Genomic DNA, 21,642 nt, shown 5'->3' with positions numbered 1-21,642 from the left:
TTAGTTTTTTAGCGTTACCCAGGTCATGGAATCCGTCGAACGAATCAATTTGCTGGGGCTGGATGGCTCCGCCCTGTCCGAACTTGTCGGGCAGTGGGGCGGCAAGCCGTTTCGCGCCCGCCAGCTGCAGCGCTGGATGCACCAGCGCGGCGCCGATTCGTTCGACGCCATGACCGACCTGGCTCGCGAATTCCGCAGCCAGCTCGCGTCCAACTGCCGTATCGAGGCCTTGCCCGTCAATATCGAGCAACGCTCGACCGACGGCACGCGCAAGTGGCTGTTCGACGTGGGGCAGGGCAATGCCATCGAAACCGTCTTCATCCCCGAAGACGATCGCGGCACCCTATGTATTTCCAGCCAGGCCGGCTGCGTGGTCAATTGCCGCTTTTGCTCGACCGGGCATCAGGGCTTTAACCGCAACCTGAAAACCAGCGAAATCATCGGCCAGCTGTGGTGGGCCAAGCGCGTGCTGGAAGCCGATATCGGCACCGCCCGCCTGGAAAGCGCCAAGGCTACCGAAGATACGCGCGTCATCAGCAACGTGGTCATGATGGGCATGGGCGAACCCTTGCTTAATTACGACCAGGTCCTGCCGGCGCTGCGCCTGATGCTGGACGACAACGCCTACGGGCTGTCGCGTCGCCGCGTCACGGTTTCCACCTCGGGCGTGGTCCCCATGATGGACCGCCTGTCGCAAGACTGTCCGGTGGCGCTGGCGGTGTCGCTGCACGCGCCCAACGATGCGCTGCGCGACGAACTGGTGCCGCTGAACAAGAAGTACCCGCTGAAAGAGTTGCTGGCGGCTTGCGAGCGCTATCTGGCGTTTGCGCCCCGCGACTTCATCACTTTTGAATACTGCATGCTGGACGGCATCAACGATACCGACCAGCACGCCAAGGAACTGATCCAAATTGCACGCCAGCTGCGCTGCAAGCTCAATCTGATTCCGTTCAACCCCTTCCCCGAGTCGGGCCTGAAGCGTTCCAACTCCGCCCGCGTGAAGGTATTTGCGCAGCGGCTGATGGACGCCGGCATCATCACGACCGTGCGCAAGACCCGGGGCGACGACATCGATGCAGCTTGTGGTCAATTGGCCGGAGAAGTGCGCGATCGCACTCGGATTACCGAGCGCAACGCCGCACAGCGCCAGACCATACCAATTAAACAGGTGCATGCATGACGCAGGAATTCGCTTCTGCAGTTTCTGAAACGCCCGCCGGTTCCGCGGGCAATATCGGCTCGGCATTGCGCGCGCTGCGACAGTCCAAGGGTTGGTCCCTGGACGAGGTGTCCAGCCGGATCAAGTTTTCCACGAAGCAGATCGAAGCCCTTGAAAACGAAGCGTGGGCAGACTTGCCCACCGGCGTTTCCCTGCGCGGGCTGGTCCGCAACTATGCGCGTTTGCTGGGTGCCGATTCCCAGGCCATCGTCGACTCGCTTGACCCGAAGGCCCGCGTTACCGGCCCCGTCAAGCTGAGCCCGGGCGCCCTGCATTCGGCGCATTCCATTCCCCAATCCAGTGCTGACGACGAGCGTTCGTCGTCCACGTCCTGGGGCTGGTTGATCGCCATTGTGCTGGTGCTGGCCGCCGGCGTGGCGTACGCCTTCTGGCAAGGCTGGTTGCCGCAGCAGTGGCTGCCGTTCGACTGGCTGCCCAAGCCCACCAAGTAAACCGGTTCCACCGATGCAAGATTCCTCTCTGCCTTGCCACGATGCGCCGCCTCCCTCTGTGGGGGCCGCCATGCGCCGCGCCACCCGTTCGGTGGCGGTGAAGTGGGGCGATCGCGTCGTCATGGTTGGCGGCGATGCCCCGGTCGTGGTGCAGTCCATGACCAACACCGATACCGCCGACGCCATCGCCACGGCGATTCAGGTCAAGGAACTGGCGCAGGCCGGTTCCGAACTGGTGCGTATCACCGTCAACACGCCCGAGGCGGCCCGCGAAGTGGTCGCCATCCGCGAACAGCTGGACCGCATGGGCGTGAACGTGCCGCTGGTCGGCGACTTCCATTACAACGGCCACAAGCTGCTGACGCAGTTCCCGGAATGCGCGCAAGCGCTGTCCAAGTACCGGATCAACCCCGGCAACATGGGTGGCGGCAAGCGGCGCGACGACAACTTCGCGCAGATGATCGAAGTGGCTTGCCGTTACGACAAGCCGGTGCGCATCGGCGTGAACTGGGGCAGCCTGGATCACGAACTGATGGCGCGCAAGATGGACGAAAACAGCCGTCGCGCGCAACCCTGGGAGGCCCAGGCCGTGATGCGTGACGCGCTGGTCGTGTCGGCCATCAGCAATGCGCAGCGTGCCGAGGAATTGGGCTTGCGCCGCGATGCGATCATCCTGTCGTGCAAGGTCAGCCATGTCCAGGACTTGATTGCCGTTTACCGCGACCTGTCCGCCCGCTGCGATTATCCGCTGCACCTGGGCCTGACCGAAGCCGGCATGGGCAGCAAGGGCATCGTGGCCTCCACCGCCGCGCTGGCCGTGCTGCTGCAGCAAGGCATTGGCGACACCATCCGCATTTCGTTGACGCCGGAACCCGGCGGCGACCGCAGCCGCGAAGCCATCGTGGCGCAAGAAATCCTCCAGACCATGGGCCTGCGCGCGTTCACCCCCATGGTGGTCGCATGCCCCGGCTGTGGCCGCACCAGCAGCACGTTCTTCCAGGAACTTGCCGACAGCATCCAGTCCTACCTGCGTCGCCAGATGCCGGTCTGGAAGTCGCAATATCCGGGCGTCGAAAGCATGAACGTCGCGGTCATGGGCTGTGTGGTCAATGGGCCGGGCGAAAGCCGCCATGCCGATATCGGTATCAGTCTGCCGGGAACGGGCGAAGTGCCCGCGGCGCCGGTATTCGTGGATGGCGAACGCACGGTCACCCTCAAAGGCGACCATATCGCCGAAGAGTTCCAGGCCATCGTCGAAGACTACGTGGCGCGCCGTTACGGCGTGCTCGCCTCTCATTAAAAGAAAGGGTGTAGCCGCAAACGCGCCGGCAGGCGCGTGATGCGGCATGATCAAGATGACTCAAGCTTTCCAGAAAGTCGCCGCCATACGCGGCATGAATGACGTGTTGCCCGGGCCGAGCGCCCGCTGGGAACAATTCGAGGAAATCGTGCGCGGCTGGCTGCGCGGCTACGGCTATCGCAACGTGCGTACGCCCGTGCTTGAGCATACGCGCCTGTTCACGCGCGGCATCGGCGAAGTGACCGACATCGTCGAAAAAGAGATGTACACGTTCACCGATGCGCTGAATGGCGAGTCGTTGACGATGCGTCCTGAAATGACGGCCGGCATCGTGCGCGCCTCCATCGAGCACAACCTGCTCTATGACCGCCCGCAACGCGTTTATTCGATCGGCCCGGTTTTCCGCCACGAACGCCCGCAGCGCGGCCGCTACCGCCAGTTCCACCAGATCGACGTCGAAGCCCTGGGCTTTGTCGGCCCCGACGTGGATGCCGAACTCATCGTCATGCTTGCCCGCCTGTGGAAGCTGCTGGGTCTGAAAGACGTGCGCCTTGAACTCAATTCGCTGGGCCAGCCCGCCGAACGCGCCGCGCACCGCGCCGCGCTGATCGAGCACCTGGAAAAGCACCGCGACATTCTGGACGAAGACGGCCAGCGCCGCTTGTACACGAACCCGCTGCGCGTGCTGGATACGAAGAATCCGGCCATGCAGGAAATGGCCAACAGCGCGCCGCGCCTGTTCGATTTCCTGGGCGACGAATCGCGCGCGCACTTCGAAGGCGTTTGCCAGCGCTTGACGGAAGCCGGCATTGAATACAGCCTGAATCCGCGCCTGGTGCGCGGGCTGGACTACTACAACCTGACCGTGTTCGAGTGGGTCACCGATCGCCTCGGCTCGCAGGGCACGGTGTGCGGCGGTGGTCGTTACGACGGTTTGATTGAACTGCTGGGCGGCAAGCCCGCTCCCGCGGTCGGCTTTGCCATCGGCATGGAACGCCTGCTGGACCTCTGGGAACAGAGCGTTCAGTTGGACGCCCCTGCCGAATGCGACGTGTACGTGGTGCATCAGGGTGAAGACGCGCAGCGCCTGGCGGCCCGTGTGGGCGAGTCGCTGCGCGATGCCGGCCTGTCCGTGATCGTGCATGCCGGTTCGGCCGGCTTCAAGTCGCAATTCAAGCGCGCTGATGCCAGTGGCGCCCGCGTTGCGGTTATTCTTGGCGCCGACGAAGTCGCATCGCAGACCGCCAGCGTCAAATATTTGCGTGCGGATGCCCAAGGCGACGCGGCGCAGCAGCAGATCCCGCTTGCGGATCTGGCTGCGGTACTGAACAACAAGGGTTAAGGCATGGCATACGATCTCGAAGAACAGGAAAAGCTGGACGCCATCAAGGCGTGGTGGGCTCGATACGGCACGCTGGTCGTGACGCTGTTTGCGGTGGTGGCGCTGGCCTGGGGCGGTTGGTGGGGCTGGAAGGCCTATGAATCGCACCGTGCCAACCAGGCCATGGGCTACTTCGAAGCGCTGGAAGATGCGGCACGCCTGGGCGGCGCCGATTCGGCGGTGCGCATCAAGACGGCGGCCGCCACGCTGCGCGAGCAGTACCCAGCCACCGGCTATGCCGCGCGCGGCGCCCTGGTGGCGGCTCAGGCCCTGCAAGCCCAGAAGGACGAAGCCGGCGCGCGTGAGCAGCTGGAATGGCTGGCGGCGCAAGGCAAGAATCCGTCAATGCAGGCCGTGGCCCGTCTGCGTCTGGCCGGCATGCTGCTGGATCAAAAGCAGTTTGATGCAGCGCTTGCGCAATTGAACAATCCGCCGGCTGCCTTTGCCGCCTTGTTTGCTGACCGTCGTGGCGATATTCTCGCGGCGCAAGGCAAGCGCGATGAAGCGCGTGCGGCCTGGCAAAGCGCCATTGATGGCTTGGGCACGGCGAATCCGCTGACCCAGGTTGTGCAATTGAAACTGGATGCCCTGAGCGGAGCGTAACTGTAATGCGTAAATTTGCCCCTGGTCGTACGTGGCGTGGCGCGGTCTGCCTGGCAAGCTTGCTTGCCCTGGGCGGCTGCGGTTTGTTCTCCCACGATGACGGCCGATACGATCCCGCCCCGCTGACCGAATACAAGGCCGGCATGTCCGTGCGCCAGATCTGGTCCACGTCGATCGGCAGCGGCTCGGGCCTTGGCTTTGCGCCCACGGTGCTGGGCACGGCCGTCTACGCCGCCACGCCGGATGGCTCGGTCGGCAAGTTCGACCTGCAAAGTGGCCGCCCGTTGTGGAAGGCCAAGACCGAAGGCAAGCTGTCCGCCGGTGCCGGCAGCGACGGCACCACGACCGCAGTCGCCTCGCCCGATGGCGACGTGATCGCGTTCGACGACACCGGCAAGGTCAAGTGGAAGGTCCGCGCGACCAGCGACGTCACGATCCCGCCGGTGGTGGGCTATGGCATTGTCGTCGTGCGCAGCGGCGACTACCGCATTCAGGCGTTCGACGCCAATAGCGGCGAACGCGTCTGGAACGTGCAACGCCCCGGTCCGTCGCTGGCCTTGCGCAGCGTGTCGCAAATGGTCCTGGCCGAAGGCCTGGTGATCACTGGCCTGCCTGGCGGCAAGCTGATGGCAATCGCGTCCGACAGCGGCAACGTGCAATGGGAAGGCACCGTGGCTACGCCGCGCGGCGCCAGCGACCTTGAACGCCTGACCGACGTCGTCGGCACGCCGCGTATCACGGGCAACCTGCTTTGCGCAGTCGCCTACCAAGGGCGTATCGTCTGCTTTGACGTGACCGCCGGCGGCCGTCCGTTGTGGGCCAAGGACTTCTCCAGCGTCAGCGGCATGACGCTGGATGACCGTTTTGCGTACTCGGCGGATCAAAATAGCGTTGTCAACGCGTTTGCGCTGGATAATGGCGGCAATGTGTGGAAGCAAGCGGCGCTGAAGAATCGCCAGCTGACCGCCCCGGCCATGCTGGGCGGCGCGCTTGCCGTGGGCGACCTGGAAGGTTATCTGCACTTTCTGTCGCGTAGTGATGGCAGCCTGATGGCCCGGCTGTCCGTGGGTGGAGGCGCCGTCGTTTCGCCGCCGCAAACCACCCCCCAAGGTGTGCTGGTCCAGACGGGCAATGGCAATCTCGTCATGATCGGCGCCAACTAAAAACCTATAGAACAAAGCCTTACACCGTGTCTTTCAAGCCTGTCGTTGCCCTGGTCGGTCGCCCCAATGTGGGGAAGTCGACCCTTTTCAACCGCCTGACGCGATCGCGCGCCGCGCTGGTGGCCGATTTTTCCGGCCTGACCCGCGACCGCCATTACGGTGAGGGCAGGGTAGGCGAGATCCCGTTCATCGCTATCGATACCGGTGGTTTCGAACCCGTCGCCAAGGACGGGATCCTGCTGGAGATGGCGCGCCAGACCCGGCAGGCCATCGCCGAGGCTGACGTCGTGGTGTTCCTGGTGGACGCTCGCGCCGGCCTGAACGCCCACGACCACCAGATCGCCCAACTGCTGCGCAAGTCTGGCCAGCAGCGCGTGCTGCTGGCGGTGAACAAGGCCGAAGGCATGGGCTTGGGCCCCGCCATTGCCGAATTCCACGAACTGGGCTTGGGCCAACCCTTTCCGATTTCGGCGGCGCACGGTGACGGCATCGTCGACCTGATCGAACTGGCCCTGAAGGACCTGGCCGAACCGCCGGCCGAAGACGAGGCGTTCGAAGAAGGCGAGGGCGAGCACGATCACCGCATCAAGCTGGCCATCGTCGGTCGTCCCAACGTGGGCAAGTCGACGCTTATCAATACCCTGATGGGCGAAGAGCGCGTCATTGCGTTCGACTTGCCCGGTACGACGCGCGACGCCATCGAGATCGACTTCGACCGCGATGGCCGCCGCTATACGCTGATCGACACGGCCGGCCTGCGCAAGCGCGGCAAGGTCTTTGAGGCTGTCGAGAAGTTCTCGGTCATCAAGACGTTGCAGGCCATCGAGGCCAGCAACGTCGTGTTGCTGATGCTGGACGCGCACACCGAAATTTCCGAGCAGGACGCCCACATTGCGGGCTTCGTGCTGGAAACGGGTCGTGCCGTGGTGGTCGCCATCAACAAATGGGACGGCCTGGACGGCGAGGAAAAGGAACGCATCGAACGCGAGTTTCAACGCAAGCTGCGGTTCCTGTCGTTCGCGCGCATGCATACCATCTCGGCGCTGCGTGGCCAGGGCATCAAGCCGTTGCTCAAGTCCATCAACTCGGCGCACGCCGCGGCGTTCGCCAAGCTGTCCACGCCGAAGCTGACGCGTGAGCTTCAGGCCGCTATCGAACAGCAACAGCCGCCGCGCAAGGGTATCTTCCGCCCCAAGATGCGCTACGCGCACCAAGGGGGGCAGAACCCGCCGCTGGTCGTCATTCACGGCAATGCCCTGGATGCCATCCCCGATTCGTATCGCCGCTATCTGGAAACGCGTTTCCGCAATGCGTTCGATCTGGCCGGCACGCCGCTGCGCATCGAATTCAAGTCGTCGCACAACCCCTACGCGCAGGAAAGCTGATCCATGAGCCGCTTCTGGAGTCCCGTGGTCGGGACGCTTAGTCCGTATGTCCCGGGCGAGCAGCCCAAGCTTCAGAACCTGGTCAAGCTGAATACCAACGAGCACCCGTACGGGCCGTCGCCCAAGGTGCTCGAGGCCATCCGCGCGGCCGCTGACGACACGCTAAAGCTGTATCCGGATCCGGCTTCGGACCGGCTGCGCCAGGCAATCGCGACCACCGTCGGCGTGCAAGCCGACCAGGTCTTCGTCGGCAATGGATCCGACGAGGTGCTGGCGCACGCATTTCTTGCGCTGCTCAAGCACGACAAGCCGCTGCGCTTTCCCGACATCACCTACAGCTTCTATCCGGTCTACTGCGGCTTGTACGGTATCGAGTACGAAACGGTGCCGCTGGCGGCGGACTTTTCCATCAATGTCGACGACTACCTGCCGGGTGCAAACGGGCAGGCAGGCGCCATCATCTTCCCCAATCCCAATGCGCCGACCGGCCGGGCGCTAAGCCTGGCCGATGTTGAACGCATCGTGGCCGGCAACCCGGAGTCGGTTGTGGTGGTGGACGAGGCCTATGTGGACTTCGGCGGGGAATCCGCGGTGGGCCTGGTGGCCCGCTATGACAACCTGTTGGTCGTGCAGACGCTGTCCAAGTCGCGCTCGCTGGCAGGGTTGCGCGTTGGTTTTGCCGTGGGCAGCGCCGAACTCATCGATGGCCTTGAGCGCGTAAAGAACAGTTTCAACTCCTACCCGATAGATCGCCTGGCGTCGGCCGGCGCAGTAGCGGCATTGGAGGATACAGAGTACTTTGACAAGACTCGCCAAGCCGTGATCGAAACCCGGTCGCGGATGACGGCGGGCTTGCAGGCGTTGGACTTTGACGTTTTGCCGTCGGCCGCGAATTTCGTGTTCGCGCGGCATTCTTCAAAAGACGCTGCGGGCCTGGCCGCCGCCTTGCGCGAGCGCAGCATCATCGTGCGTCATTTTCGTCATGCTCGCATCGATCAGTTTTTGCGCATCACTGTGGGCACTGACGAGCAGGTCGACCTGCTTTTGAAGGCGCTTGAAGAGGTCCTGAAAGCGTGATCTTCAGGGGCATTTCAGCTTGAAATTTCTGGTGTCACTTTTGCTTCCTGGCCAAGTAGCACGGGCCGGGAAAACCCTGTAGAGTACATGTTTCGGTGTGCTCCACCAGCACAAGAAAGCACATCATCACTCAATAACAAACAAATGGAGCCTGGCCAATGAGCAATAAAGGGCAAACTCTGCAAGATCCGTTTCTGAACACGCTGCGCAAGGATCATGTGCCCGTGTCGATCTACTTGGTAAACGGCATCAAGCTTCAAGGGCAAATCGAATCTTTTGATCAGTACGTGGTGCTGCTGCGCAATACGGTTACGCAAATGGTTTACAAGCATGCCATTTCCACCGTCGTTCCCGCGCGCGCCGTCAACTTTCAGGTGGAAGTCCCTGCTGAATAATCTCGCTCCAGCTGTACCTTTTTTTGCCCGCCTGACGGTTGACGTCGGCGGGCATTTTCGCTTTGGCTCCAATATGGTGCATGTATGCGCGCTCTGATTATCAGCGTGGACCTGGGTGACCCGGACCACGCTGCCCACGCCGAAGAATTCACCATGCTGGCCAAGGGTGCGGGCGCGGAAGTCGTCGGTACGCTGACTGCTCGGCGCGATCGCCCCGACGCCAAGTTCTTCATCGGCTCGGGCAAAGCGGACGAAGCCGTGGCGATGGCGCAAGCCTTGCTGGCTGATATCGTTCTTTTCGACCAACCTTTGTCGCCAGCTCAGCAACGCAACCTTGAACGCGCCTTCAATCTGCGTGTGGTGGATCGCGTGGCCCTCATTCTGGACATTTTCGCGCTGCGCGCAAAAAGCCACGAGGGCAAATTGCAGGTCGAGTTGGCGCAGTTGCAGCATCTGGCCACGCGGTTGACCCGCATGTGGAGCCACCTGGAACGTCAACGCGGCGGTATCGGGATGCGCGGTCCGGGCGAATCGCAGCTTGAAATGGATCGCCGCATGATCGGCGCCAAGGTCAAGACGCTGCGCGAGCGGCTCGATCGTGTCGAGCGCCAGCGGGTGACGCAACGGCGCGCCCGGGCCAGGGGCGGTGCGCTGTCGGTGTCGCTGGTGGGGTACACCAACGCCGGCAAGTCCACGCTGTTCAATGCGCTGACGCGTGCTGACAGCTACGCCGCCGACCAGCTGTTCGCCACGCTGGACACGACCACCCGTCGTATCTGGATCGATGGAGCCGGCTCGGTGGTGGTGTCAGACACCGTCGGGTTCATCCGCGACCTGCCTCACGGCCTGATCGCCGCGTTCCGCGCAACACTCGAAGAGACTGTTCACGCCGATCTGCTGCTGCATGTGGTCGACGCCGCCAGCCCGCAGCGCGACGAACAGATATTTGAAGTGAACAAGGTTCTTGCCGAAATCGGAGCCTCCGCGATTCCGACCATTCTGGTATACAACAAGATTGACCGGGCGGGTTTGGAACCCCGGGTGGAGCGCGATGCACATGGTACGATTGCGCGAGTATTTGTAAGCGCCACCGAGCGCGCCGGTCTGGATGCGTTGCGCGGGGCAATTGCGGAGACCGGACAGATTGTGGGAAACAATGCCGCGAATTATCAAACTCTTCAATCTGAATGACCCCGGTTGGGGTCGTGGGAACAACAATGGCTCCGAGCCGCCGCCGAAGCGGCCTCAAGGCAATGGAGACGGCCCACCTGACCTGGACGAAGTCTGGCGCGATTTCAATAATCGCATCGGCTCCTTGTTCGGTCGCAAGGGCGGTGGCGGTGGCAACAACCGCCCCGGTAACCGAGGCGGCATGACGCCGCCATCGCCGCGCGGTACGCGCATCGGCCTGGGCGTCATCGCCCTGGTCGCGGCGGGTATCTGGCTGGCCAGTGGCTTCTACATCGTGCAAGAAGGCCAGGTCGCGGTTGTGACCCAGTTCGGCAAGTACAAGAGCACGTCGCAAGCTGGCTTCCAGTGGCGCTTGCCGTACCCCATTCAAAGCCAGGAAATCGTTAACGTGTCGCAACTGCGCACGTTCGAAGTCGGTTTCCGTGGCGGTTCGCGCAATAAGGTCCTGCCTGAAGCGCTGATGCTCACGACGGACGAGAACATCGTCGATATGCAGTTCGTCGTGCAATACCGCCTGCGTGCCGACGGTGGCCCTGACTATCTCTTCAAGACACGCGACCCGGACGAATCCGTCCGCCAAGCCTCTGAAACGGCGATGCGCGAAGTCGTGGGCAAGCAGTCGATGGACTTCGTCCTGTACGAAGGCCGTACCGCTGTCGCCACGCAAGTGCAGGCCTTGATGCAGCAAATCCTGGATCGCTATCAAAGCGGTGTGCAGGTCAGCACCGTTGCCATCCAGAACGTGCAGCCGCCCGAACAGGTGCAAGCCGCCTTCGACGACGCCGTCAAGGCCGGTCAAGACCGCGAACGCCAGATCAACGAAGGCCAGGCCTACGCCAACCAGGTCGTGCCATTGGCCAGCGGCCAGGCATCGCGCATGACCGAGCAGGCTGAAGGCTACAAGGCCAAGGTGGTGGGCGATGCGCAGGGTAATAGCTCGCGCTTCACCAGCATCCTGGGCGAATACGAAAAGGCGCCGCAAGTCATGCGCCAGCGTATGTACCTGGAAAGCATGCAAGACATCTTCACGCGCGCCAGCAAGGTCATGGTCGACACCAAGAGCAACAACAACATGTTGTATTTGCCTTTGGACAAAATCATGCATCTGGCTGCCCAGGACGCCAGCAAGTCCAGCGTCGGCAACCCGGGTTCGCCTGCGTTGATCAGTCCGCCAGTCCAACCGCCGTTGCGTAGCAACGCGGCACCGGCGCCCCAGTCTTCCGGCAGCAGCAATAGCAACACGCTGCCCCGCGACCGCACGTCGCGCTAACCCGGAGGATTTCTGATCATGCAACGTTTTATGCCCATCCTGGTCGGCCTGCTTATCGTGCTGGCTGCCCTGTCGTCATGCGTCTTCGTCGTGCGCGAGCGCGACTACGCCCTGGTGTTCTCACTGGGTGAAGTGCGCAAGACCATTAATGAACCTGGCCTGTACTTCAAGGCGCCGCCGCCGTTCCAGAACGTGGTGACGCTGGACAAGCGCATTCTGACCATCGAAACCAACGAAGCCGAACGCATCCAGACTTCTGAAAAGAAGAACCTGCTGATCGATTCCTACGTGAAATGGCGTATTGCGGACCCCCGCCAATACTACGTTTCGACGGGTGGCAACGAGCGCGTCGCACAAGAGCGCCTGCAAGCGCTGATCCGCGACGCCTTGAACGCTTCGGTCAACGTGCGTACCGTGCGTGACGTGGTTTCGACCGAACGCGACAAGATCATGGCCGAGATCCTGACCAACGTGGCCAAGCGGGCCGAGCCCCTGGGCGTGCAAATCGTCGACGTGCGCCTGCGCCGCATTGAATTCGCGCCCGAGATTTCGGAATCGGTGTACCGCCGCATGGAAGCGGAGCGTACGCGCGTCGCCAACGAGCTGCGTTCCATTGGTGCCGCCGAGGGCGAGAAGATCCGCGCCGAAGCGGATCGCCAGCGCGAAGTGATTGTGGCTCAGGCTTACGCCACGGCGCAGGGCATCATGGGTGAAGGCGACGCCGCCGCCGCTTCGATCTATGCCCAGGCTTACGGCAAGAATCCGCAGTTCTACACGTACTACAAGAGCTTGGAGGCTTACCGCGCCTCGTTCTCGAAGCCGGGCGACGTGCTGGTGGTCGACCCCAGCTCCAGCTTCTTCCAGTTCATGAAGGACCCGGCGGGCGAAGCATTGGCGCCGGTCACCGTGCCCGCCAAGTAAGTCGCCACGCGCCTTGCACACTGAAAACCCCTTGGGATACCAAGGGGTTTTTTATTGCTGCAAGAGACCTTCAGGGCTGGGCTGCGGCGCTTGTTCGAACAAGCGGGGACGGCTTTCGGCCCTGATAATCCCGGCTGGCGCTGCCGGCCGACTCATGTACAATACCGCGTAAGCTAGAAAACATTCCGCAGCGGCTGAGCGGGCTTACGCCCCCTCAGCCGCTTTTTCGTTTGGGCGACGCCCACGCATCACTTGGCGTTATTCAGGTAAACATTCATGGGTAACTGGTTGCTGCCCGAGAGCCTTGCCGACGTACTTCCGGCAGAGGCCCGGCGCATCGAGGAATTGCGCCGCGAACTTCTCGATTTGTACCGTACATACGGCTTCGAGCTGGTCGCGCCGCCCCTGGTCGAATACATCGATTCATTGCTGTCCGGCACCGGTAGCGATCTGGATCTGCGCACGTGCAAGCTGGTTGACCAGCTGACGGGTCGCACGCTGGGTGTACGGGCCGACATGACTCCTCAGGTCACGCGCATTGATGCGCACTTGTTGAACCGTGCCGGCGTGACGCGCCTGTGCTATTGCGGCAACGTGCTGCACGCTCGCCCGGCGGACCTTCTGTCCAGCCGCGAGCTTCTGCAGATCGGCGCCGAGATTTACGGCCATGCCGGGTTTGAAGCCGATCTGGAAATTATCCAGCTCGTGTTGGAAACGGTAGCAATCGCCGGTGTGCGCAACCCCCGTCTGGACTTGTGCCATCCGGGTGTGGTGCGCGCCATCGTCGAATCCGACCCTGCCGCCGTCGCTTTGGCCGAAGATGTCATCCGTCTGCTGCGCGAGAAAGACGTGCCAGGGCTGGGTGAACTGGCCGAAAAGGCGCCCGGCATGCGCGAAGAAACGCTGAATGCGCTGAAGTTGCTGCCAAATTTGTATGGTGGCCCCGAAGTGCTGAAGAACGCACGTCGTGACTTGCCTTTGTTGCCTGGCGTGGCGGCGGCGTTGGATGCGCTGCAGGCTCTGGTGGATGCGATGCCCAACGTGGCATTCGGCGTCGACCTGGCTGATGTGGGCGGCTATGGCTACCACTCCGGCGTCAAGTTCGCGCTGTACGCCGAAGGGTGGCACGACGCGCTGGTCAGCGGCGGACGCTATGACGATGTCAGCCGAGCATTCGGCCGCGCCCGTCCCGCCACGGGCTTCAGTCTGGATTTACGCAAACTGGCGGCGGGTTTGCCGCCAGCAGAGCGGGCGCGTGCGGTTCGCGCGCCCTGGGGGCAGGCCCCCGCCTTGACCGAGGCGGTTCGCCGTCTGCGCCGGTCAGGGGAAATTGTCGTTCAGGTATTGCCCGGTCACGAGCAGGATCAGGACGAATTCGTTTGCGATCGCGAGCTGGCGCTGCAAGATGGTGCCTGGACGGTCAGAACGCTGTGACTAACTCCCTCTTGGAAACGAGAGGGCCGCGGGGAGATTTCCGGATTTCCCGAGAAACTCGATATTGATTCGTAACATGAGCAAGAACGTAGTCGTAATCGGCACCCAATGGGGTGACGAGGGCAAAGGCAAGATCGTCGATTGGCTGGCGGAATCCGTCCAAGGCGTGGTCCGCTTCCAAGGCGGTCACAACGCCGGCCATACGCTGTGGATCAACGGCAAGAAGACGATTCTTCGCCTGATCCCGTCGGGCATCATGCATCCCGGTGTCACCTGCTTTATCGGCAATGGCGTCGTGCTGTCCCCGGAAGCCCTGCTCAAGGAAATCGAAGAGCTGGAAGCCGCCGGTCTGGATGTGCGCTCGCGCCTGCAGATTTCCGAAATCTGCCCGCTGATCCTTCCTTATCACGTGGCCATCGACAAGGCGCGCGAAGCGCGCAAGGGCGAAGGCAAGATCGGTACGACCGGTCGTGGCATCGGTCCGGCGTACGAGGACAAGGTTGCCCGCCGCGCGCTGCGCGTGCAGGACCTGTTCAACCCGTCGCTGTTTGACGAGAAGCTGGCCGAAGTCCTGGATTACCACAACTTCGTGTTGACCAAGTACCTGGGCGCCGAAGCGGTTTCCGCTGATGAAGTGCGCGATCAGGCCATGGCCCTGGCTCCGGCCATTGCTCCGATGGTCAAGGACGTGTCCAGCAACCTGTATGCCATGCAGCAGGAAGGCAAGCGCATCCTGTTCGAGGGCGCGCAAGGCGCGTTGCTGGACGTCGACCACGGTACGTACCCCTTCGTCACCAGCAGCAATTGCGTGGCTGGCGCGGCGTCGGCGGGTGCGGGTGTGGGTCCGCAGCAGCTGGATTACGTGTTGGGCATCACCAAGGCCTACACCACCCGTGTGGGTTCGGGCCCGTTCCCCACGGAACTGGTCGACGAAATCGGCACGCGTCTGGCAATCATCGGCAAGGAATTCGGATCGGTTACCGGCCGTCCGCGTCGTTGCGGCTGGTTCGACGGTGCTGCGCTGAAGCGCTCGGTTCGCCTGAATGGCATTTCCGGCCTGTGCATCACCAAGCTGGACGTGCTGGATGGCCTGGAAACGATCCAACTGGGCGTCGGCTACCGCGTCAACGGTGAATTCCGTGATGTGCTGCCTTACGGCGCGCACGCCGTTGCGCAAGCGCAGCCGGTGCTGGAAGAATTGCCGGGCTGGTCCGAGTCCACCGTTGGCATCACCGAGTACGACAAGCTGCCCGCCGCGGCCCGTCGCTACCTGGAGCGCGTTGCCGAAGTTTGTGGCGTGCCGATCGACCTGGTGTCGACCGGTCCGGATCGCAATGAAACCATTGTCCTGCGTCATCCCCTGAAGGGCTGATCGGGTTAATATTCCAAAGGCCGCCGCCGGTCTCATACCGGCGGCGGCCTTTTCGTATTTTTAAGCAGGAGATGCTTACCTATGAGCGCACCGACCAATGATGAGAGCCATCTGTGGGTGACGTGGGACGATTACAACCGGCTGATCGAGCGCCTGACCTTGCAGGTGCACCAGTCGGGATGGAAGTTCGACAAGATTCTTTGCCTGGCGCGCGGCGGTATGCGCGTGGGCGACGTTATGTCCCGTATTTTTGATGTGCCGCTGGGCATTCTGGCCACCAGCAGCTATCGCGAAGCCGCCGGCACCAAGCAGGGCGACATGGACATCGCGCAGTTCATCACCATCACGCGCGGCACATTGTCCGGGCGGGTGTTGCTGGTGGACGACATGGTCGACACCGGCAAGACGTTCAGCAAGGTCTACGACCATCTGAAGAGCCAATTCGCCGACATCACGGAATTGCGTAGCGCCGTCCTCTGGTGGAAAGGGCATTCGCAGGCCACGCCCGACTATTACGTCGAGAAGCTGCCGACGAACCCCTGGATTCACCAGCCGTTCGAGGATTACGACAGCCTGCGACCACATCAGCTGGAAGCGTGGATCCGCAAGGGTTACAAGAGCTGAGCTCGGTCGGTCTGAAGTCCAAGGCAGGAAAGGAGGGATGCATGTATGCGTCAAGCGTCCCTCCTAGTAGTCAAAGCGGGCGTGACCATGCTAGAATCGCTGGTTATCGCTAAACCGAACTTGGCTTGTTACTCTTTGGGTAGTCTTTGGGTAACGGAAACAGCCAGCGGAAATCCGAGAAATACGTAAAAAACGGGCAAGAGTGGGTACGCATCAGTACTGCTAAAGCAGCGCTGCATGTTTTCCCGCTACGTCGTTTTTCGAGAACTTGGGTTGCGCTTTCAAGGTTCCTCGTTCCGCGGTTATTGGTTACCGCGGACCTGGACCCGCGCAGCGTTGCTGGTAAGCAAGCCAGGTTTGTCATCAACTTTTGTTACCCTACAAGCAGGCCAATCACTTTATGCCTATCGTTCGACTGAAGGAAAACGAACCGTTTGAAGCCGCTCTGCGCCGCTTCAAGCGCACCATCGAAAAGACCGGTTTGCTCACCGAGCTGCGTTCGCGCGAGTTCTATGAGAAGCCCACGGCCGAGCGCAAGCGCAAGCACGCCGCCGCCGTGAAGCGCCACTACAAGCGCATTCGTAGCCAACAACTGCCCCCGCGCCTGTATTGATTTTTGATTCCCGAATCTATTGATTCCAGAATCATTCATCCAGGATCTACTCGCCCGAGTCGACGTCGTCGACGTAGTCGGGCGATATGTGCAGTTGCGAAAGGGTGGGGCCAACTTGCTTGGCCTGTGCCCCTTTCATAACGAAAAAAGTCCGTCTTTCACTGTCAGCCCCACCAAGCAGTTTTATCACTGCTTCGGCTGTGGAGCCCATGGCAGCGCCATCACATTCCTGATGGAACATACGGGTACCAGTTTCCCCGAAGCCGTGCGCACGCTCGCGGCTTCGGCGGGAATGACGGTCCCGGAAGAAAATCGCAGTCCACGTCAGCAGCAGGAAACCGCGCGCCGCAAGGCCGAGGAGTCCCGCCATACGCAGGTGCTGGATGCCGCCCAGGCGCACTACCTGAAACAGTTGCGTGCATCTCCGGCCGCCATCCGCTACCTGAAGCAGCGTGGCCTGACGGGCGAAATTGCCGCGCATTTCGGCTTGGGGTGGTCGGGAACCGACCGGCACGGCCTTGCGCAGGTCTTTCCCAATTACGACGACCCCACGCTCGTGGAGTCGGGGCTTGTCATCGAATCCGAAGATGGGCGCCGTTATGACCGCTTTCGCGAGCGCGTCATGTTTCCGATTCGCAACGCACGAGGCAGTCTGATCGGGTTTGGCGGTCGCATCATCGGCAAAGGCGAACCCAAGTACCTGAATTCTCCCGAGACGCCGCTTTTCTCGAAGGGCCATGAGTTGTACGGCCTGTGGGAGGCGCGCCAAGCCATCCGCCAGGAAGGCCAGGTGATCGTGGTGGAAGGTTACATGGACGTGGTCGGGCTGGCGCAGCAAGGGATCGCCAACGCGGTCGCGACGTTAGGCACGGCAACGACGCCGGACCACGTCAAGAAGCTGCTGCGCGCCAGCGACAAGGTGATATTCAGCTTTGACGGTGACGGCGCTGGTCGGCGTGCCGCATGGCGCGCGCTGCAAGCCTGTCTGCCCGTTCTGCGCGACGATATCGCGATCCGTTTCCTGTTCTTGCCGTCCGAGCACGATCCGGATTCGTACGTGCGGGAGCTGGGCGCTGAAGCATTCCGCGCATGCCTGGGCGACGCTGTTGCCCTGTCCCGATTTTTGCTGGACGAATTGGCCTCGCGCCACAACATGAATGAAGCGGAAGGCCGCGCCAGTTGCCTGCACGAGGCCAAGCCTTTGCTGGCAGCGATTCCGGAATGCGCGTTGCGCGTCCAGATCGAGCGCGAAATGGCCAAGCTTGTGCAACTGACGCCCGAGGAAATGTCGCAGATCCTGGCGCAGCAGCCGGCCAAACCTTTTGCCCCGCCTGGCGCGGCGAAAGCCAGCGCAGGCGAGGCCGGTGCACCGTCAGGACATTCGGGTTCGGATCAGGACGGCGGTCACTCCGATATGGGGTATGACTTTGCCGGCCATGATTTCCACGATATTCCCGCCGAAGAGCCCGATTTTGGCGATTACGGGCATTTTCCGTCGGCGGGTGGGGATGCGGCGGCGGGCTCCGGCCAACGCTCCGGCGGGAAGCCCGAATGGAAGAGCAAAGGCGATTGGAAGGGCAAAAGCGACTGGAAGGGCGGCAAGGGCAACTGGAAAGGGCGCCGGGACAATGATGTCGGCGGCTTTGAGGGGCGCCGCACCATGCCGTCCCTGGCCAAGCGTCTGCTGGGGCTTGTGCTGGCTCACCCCGAACTTGTCGACTCGATGGGCGATCAGCAACTTGAAGTCATCGATCATGGCCCCCATCTAGGTTTGGTACGGGACTTGATCATGCTGGCTCAGTCCAGCGGCGCGCGCCATGTCGGCGCCCTGTTGGAGGCAGCCGAGCCCGATTCGGACCTGGCAACGGTCCTAAAGGGGCTGCGCGCGGACATCCTGTCTCAGGAAGATTTGCCGGATCCGCAAACCGAGTGGGATGACGCCTTGCGGCGCATTGAATTTGATTCAGCGAAGCTTGAAATGGCCAAACTGGCGGCGACGGGTCTGTCTACCGAGGAAGCTCGGAAGCGCTATCTGGAGCTGTCCAGCCGATTGGCGGTGTTGAAAGGTGCTGGGATACGGTAAATGCGCTAAAATCGAAGGTTGTCCGCTGGCAAGGGCCATGCGAAGCTGTGTAGTTCCGAGAGTGGTGCGACCATCGAGCATAGTCTTGGAGACTATAGCCTTGGAGCATATAGCCTTGAAGCATAGCCTTCCGACCGTAGCCTTGCATTTTATGCATCGATGTTTGCAGCGCAAAGATTCCTGAAATATTTCTGAATCCTAAGACGACTTGGCCCGAGAGCGCTCGTGCTGAAGGATGCGTCCAAGCCGGCGGAATCAATTTCGGCTAGATGAATCTAATAGATTTTCGCCGTCTTTGCTTGAAGCGGTTTGGCGGGAAGTAAGGCTCGCAGGACGGTGCAGGCACGACGGCACCGCAAGCGTGCATGAATGTGCAGTGCAAGACGTAGTGATGAATCGTAGTGATGAATCGTAGTGATGAAGATTGATGCGAAAGCAGTATTGAGAAAGACCGAAGTACATCAAAGGTACTTGTTTTAAGTGATTTTATGGCCGACGGCTGGAGCCGAAGGCTGAGCGGTGAATCAGGCAGTTCAGCGGTGAGCATTTTTGCGTAGCGTTAGTGGTCTGGGTGCTGTGTCTACATAGCTGCTAGGGGCAACCGTCCCCATAAGCAAGCAAAGCCTATTTATAGGCAGGCAGCCCCCCCGACGCCCGGAATCCGCCGCAGGATGAGGTTATGCACGTTAAGCGCCCGAACGGTATTGCACCGGCAAGGCGCCAAGCGGGCTCGCAAGAGCTGGCGCTGCGAACAACGCAGCCGCGTGATCTTGGCCGGTTTATCTGTTTTACCCGTATCTGCGTCGCGCTGGGCCACCGTCCAGGGTGAACCAGCGCGGTGCAACATGCCCAAACGGGTTGCGACGACCACGGAAGCGACTATGACCAAATCCACCGGCAAATCCTCCTCTGCAATTGATGCGGCTGAAACTCAGGCCCCCGCGGCCAAGCGTGCCGTAAGCATGGCGGCGGAAAAAGCGCCCGCCAAGACGGCGGTGAAGGTCGCCAAGCCTGCCGCCAAGACGGCTGCCAAAAAGGCAACCAAGACGGCCGCGGCTGACAAGCCCGAAAAAGTGACCAAGGCTCGCGCCAAGAAGGCTGAGGACAAACTCGCCGACTTGGTCGGCGGTAGCGCACCTCGTTCGGGTCCGGTACCCAGCGGCCGCCGCCCGGGCCGCCCCGCCAAGAACGCCAATAACGACGGCGATGGTTTCGACGACACGATGGACGGCGAAGGCGAAGTGCTGCCTGACCTGAAGCCGCCCAAGCGCGGCGGCAAGCGCGGCAAGGCAGATCCCAAGGATCTGATCGCGCGCGGCCCTGTCACGCCTGAAGAATACGAAGCTCGCCGCAACCGTCTGAAGCAGCTCATCAAGCTGGGCAAAGACCGCGGCTACCTGACATACGGCGAAATCAACGACCATCTGCCTGACGACCTGGTCGACGCCGAAGCCATTGACGGCATCATCAGCACGTTCAGCGACATGGGTATCGCGGTCTACGACCAGGCCCCCGACGCCGAAACGCTGTTGATGAGCGAGAACGCCCCGGTTGCGTCCAACGACGACGATGTCGAAGACGAAGCCGAAGCCGCGCTCACCACCGTGGATTCCGACTTTGGCCGGACCACCGATCCCGTGCGTATGTACATGCGCGAAATGGGCTCGGTTGAACTGCTGACGCGCGAAGGCGAAATCGAAATCGCCAAGCGTATCGAAGACGGCTTGAAGCACATGGTCATGGCCATTTCGGCCTGCCCGACCACGATCAACGAAATCCTGGCCCACATCCTGCGCGTGCGGGAAGGCCAGGCGCAGATCGACGAAGTTGTTGACGGCCTGGTTGATCCGGAAGACGGCGAAGAATACGCCGGCGCCGGTGTGACCGCTGACGAAGACGAAAGCGATGACGGCCCCGCGGGCGGGATGTCCAGCAAGCAGCTGGAAGACCTGCGCGTGAAGGCGTTGGCCAAGTTCGACGAAGTGGGCAAGCAGTTCGACAAGATGCGCCTGTCGTACGAGAAAGACGGCTACAAGTCGGACATCTACGTGCGCGCGCAGGAATCCATCCAGAACGAACTGATGGGCATCCGCTTCACCGCGAAGATGGTCGAGAAGCTGGCTGACACGTTGCGCAACCAAGTGGAAGAAGTACGCCAGCTTGAACGCGCCGTCCTGCACACGTGTGTGGACCGTGCCGGCATGCCGCGCACGCACTTCATCAAGGTCTTCCCGGGCAACGAAACCAACCTGCAATGGGTCGTTGACGAAGTCAGCGCCGGCCATCCTTACGCCGAAACGCTGGAACGTCAGATTCCCGCGGTGCAGGAACTGCAGCAAAAGCTGATCGACCTGCAAACGCGTGTCGTGCTGCCGCTGAAGGACCTGAAAGACGTCAACAAGCGCATGGCCACGGGCGAAGCCAAGGCTCGCAAGGCCAAGCGTGAAATGACCGAGGCCAACCTGCGTCTGGTGATCTCGATTGCCAAGAAGTACACGAACCGTGGCCTGCAATTCCTGGATCTGATTCAGGAAGGCAACATCGGCCTGATGAAGGCCGTGGACAAGTTCGAGTACCGTCGCGGCTACAAGTTTTCGACGTACGCCACGTGGTGGATTCGTCAGGCCATCACGCGTTCCATCGCTGACCAGGCGCGCACCATCCGTATTCCGGTTCACATGATCGAAACGATCAACAAGATGAATCGGATCAGCCGTCAGATTCTGCAGGAAACCGGTGCTGAGCCGGATCCCGCGACCCTGGCGCAAAAGATGGACATGCCCGAGGACAAGATCCGCAAGATCCTCAAGATCGCTAAAGAACCGATCTCGATGGAAACGCCGATCGGCGACGACGATGATTCGCACTTGGGCGACTTCATCGAAGACACCTCGACGCTGGCGCCTTCGGACGCGGCTTTGCATGGTTCCATGCGTGATGTGGTCAAGGAAGTGCTAGACTCTCTGACCCCGCGTGAAGCCAAGGTTCTGCGTATGCGTTTCGGTATCGAAATGAGCACCGACCAGACCCTGGAAGAAGTGGGTAAGCAGTTCGACGTGACTCGCGAGCGCATCCGCCAAATAGAGGCTAAAGCGCTGCGCAAGCTGCGTCACCCCAGCCGCGCCGATAAGCTGAAAAGCTTCCTCGAAGGGCAGTAAT

18 protein-coding genes are annotated in these 21,642 nt (G+C 61.6%); all 18 read left to right on the top strand.

The annotated features are described in order from the left end of the window. Window positions 1–25 precede the first annotated feature (25 nt). The 18 genes from rlmN to rpoD all read left to right on the top strand — a co-directional run bounded on the left by rlmN (window position 26) and on the right by rpoD (window position 21,641). Window positions 26–1,180, top strand: a complete 1,155-nt coding sequence (rlmN, locus tag YH64_RS09570) for a 23S rRNA (adenine(2503)-C(2))-methyltransferase RlmN (protein ID WP_046803686.1) — start codon at window positions 26–28, stop codon at window positions 1,178–1,180. Continuing rightward, a complete protein-coding gene (locus YH64_RS09565) occupies window positions 1,177–1,671 on the top strand; it encodes a helix-turn-helix transcriptional regulator (RefSeq protein WP_046803685.1) in 495 nt (164 codons plus the stop codon). The genes rlmN and YH64_RS09565 overlap by 4 nt, the downstream gene beginning before the upstream one ends. 13 nt (window positions 1,672–1,684) lie before the next feature. Beyond that, a complete protein-coding gene (gene ispG / locus YH64_RS09560; protein ID WP_046803684.1) occupies window positions 1,685–2,971 on the top strand; it encodes a flavodoxin-dependent (E)-4-hydroxy-3-methylbut-2-enyl-diphosphate synthase in 1,287 nt (428 codons plus the stop codon). A 55-nt stretch (window positions 2,972–3,026) separates the two neighbouring features. Further along, a complete protein-coding gene (hisS, locus tag YH64_RS09555; RefSeq protein ID WP_104145742.1) occupies window positions 3,027–4,313 on the top strand; it encodes a histidine--tRNA ligase in 1,287 nt (428 codons plus the stop codon). A 3-nt stretch (window positions 4,314–4,316) separates the two neighbouring features. Next, window positions 4,317–4,955: a tetratricopeptide repeat protein gene (locus YH64_RS09550; RefSeq protein WP_046803682.1), complete on the top strand. Its 639-nt coding sequence runs from the start codon at window positions 4,317–4,319 to the stop codon at window positions 4,953–4,955. Window positions 4,956–4,960: 5 nt separating this feature from the next. Continuing rightward, window positions 4,961–6,118, top strand: coding sequence for an outer membrane protein assembly factor BamB (gene bamB / locus YH64_RS09545; protein ID WP_046803681.1), 1,158 nt, complete (start codon window positions 4,961–4,963; stop codon window positions 6,116–6,118). Between the two features lie 26 nt (window positions 6,119–6,144). Continuing rightward, window positions 6,145–7,503: a ribosome biogenesis GTPase Der gene (gene der / locus YH64_RS09540; RefSeq protein WP_046803680.1), complete on the top strand. Its 1,359-nt coding sequence runs from the start codon at window positions 6,145–6,147 to the stop codon at window positions 7,501–7,503. A 3-nt stretch (window positions 7,504–7,506) separates the two neighbouring features. Beyond that, window positions 7,507–8,580: a histidinol-phosphate transaminase gene (hisC, locus tag YH64_RS09535; RefSeq protein WP_046803679.1), complete on the top strand. Its 1,074-nt coding sequence runs from the start codon at window positions 7,507–7,509 to the stop codon at window positions 8,578–8,580. 158 nt (window positions 8,581–8,738) lie between these two features. Then, the gene (gene hfq, locus YH64_RS09530) at window positions 8,739–8,975 is read left to right on the top strand and encodes an RNA chaperone Hfq (protein WP_006218585.1); all 237 of its coding nucleotides are present in this window, start codon (window positions 8,739–8,741) and stop codon (window positions 8,973–8,975) included. 84 nt (window positions 8,976–9,059) lie between these two features. Then, on the top strand, window positions 9,060–10,166 hold the full coding sequence (hflX, locus tag YH64_RS09525) for a GTPase HflX (protein WP_046803678.1): 1,107 nt from the start codon (window positions 9,060–9,062) through the stop codon (window positions 10,164–10,166). Then, window positions 10,132–11,436, top strand: a complete 1,305-nt coding sequence (gene hflK, locus YH64_RS09520) for an FtsH protease activity modulator HflK (protein ID WP_046803677.1) — start codon at window positions 10,132–10,134, stop codon at window positions 11,434–11,436. Before hflX ends, hflK begins: the two co-directional genes overlap by 35 nt. 18 nt (window positions 11,437–11,454) lie before the next feature. Continuing rightward, on the top strand, window positions 11,455–12,357 hold the full coding sequence (gene hflC / locus YH64_RS09515) for a protease modulator HflC (protein WP_046803676.1): 903 nt from the start codon (window positions 11,455–11,457) through the stop codon (window positions 12,355–12,357). A 276-nt stretch (window positions 12,358–12,633) separates the two neighbouring features. Beyond that, window positions 12,634–13,791, top strand: coding sequence for an ATP phosphoribosyltransferase regulatory subunit (locus YH64_RS09510; protein WP_046803675.1), 1,158 nt, complete (start codon window positions 12,634–12,636; stop codon window positions 13,789–13,791). 76 nt (window positions 13,792–13,867) lie between these two features. Continuing rightward, the gene (locus YH64_RS09505; RefSeq protein ID WP_046803674.1) at window positions 13,868–15,163 is read left to right on the top strand and encodes an adenylosuccinate synthase; all 1,296 of its coding nucleotides are present in this window, start codon (window positions 13,868–13,870) and stop codon (window positions 15,161–15,163) included. A gap of 81 nt (window positions 15,164–15,244) precedes the next feature. Further along, window positions 15,245–15,787: a phosphoribosyltransferase gene (locus YH64_RS09500; RefSeq protein WP_046803673.1), complete on the top strand. Its 543-nt coding sequence runs from the start codon at window positions 15,245–15,247 to the stop codon at window positions 15,785–15,787. 400 nt (window positions 15,788–16,187) lie between these two features. Then, window positions 16,188–16,400, top strand: coding sequence for a 30S ribosomal protein S21 (rpsU, locus tag YH64_RS09495; RefSeq protein WP_006218592.1), 213 nt, complete (start codon window positions 16,188–16,190; stop codon window positions 16,398–16,400). Between the two features lie 19 nt (window positions 16,401–16,419). After that, window positions 16,420–18,483 carry a DNA primase gene (gene dnaG / locus YH64_RS09490; protein ID WP_046803672.1) on the top strand — a complete coding sequence of 688 codons (2,064 nt, stop codon included), beginning with the start codon at window positions 16,420–16,422 and terminating at the stop codon, window positions 18,481–18,483. Window positions 18,484–19,364: 881 nt separating this feature from the next. Then, the gene (gene rpoD, locus YH64_RS09485; RefSeq protein WP_046803671.1) at window positions 19,365–21,641 is read left to right on the top strand and encodes an RNA polymerase sigma factor RpoD; all 2,277 of its coding nucleotides are present in this window, start codon (window positions 19,365–19,367) and stop codon (window positions 21,639–21,641) included. Window position 21,642: the final 1 nt, after the last annotated feature.

This window comes from Achromobacter sp. LC458 (genome assembly GCF_001005835.2).
In the GTDB taxonomy this organism is placed as follows: Bacteria; Pseudomonadota; Gammaproteobacteria; order Burkholderiales; family Burkholderiaceae_B; genus Achromobacter; species Achromobacter spanius_B.
This window is presented reverse-complemented; position numbering and strand designations above follow the sequence as displayed.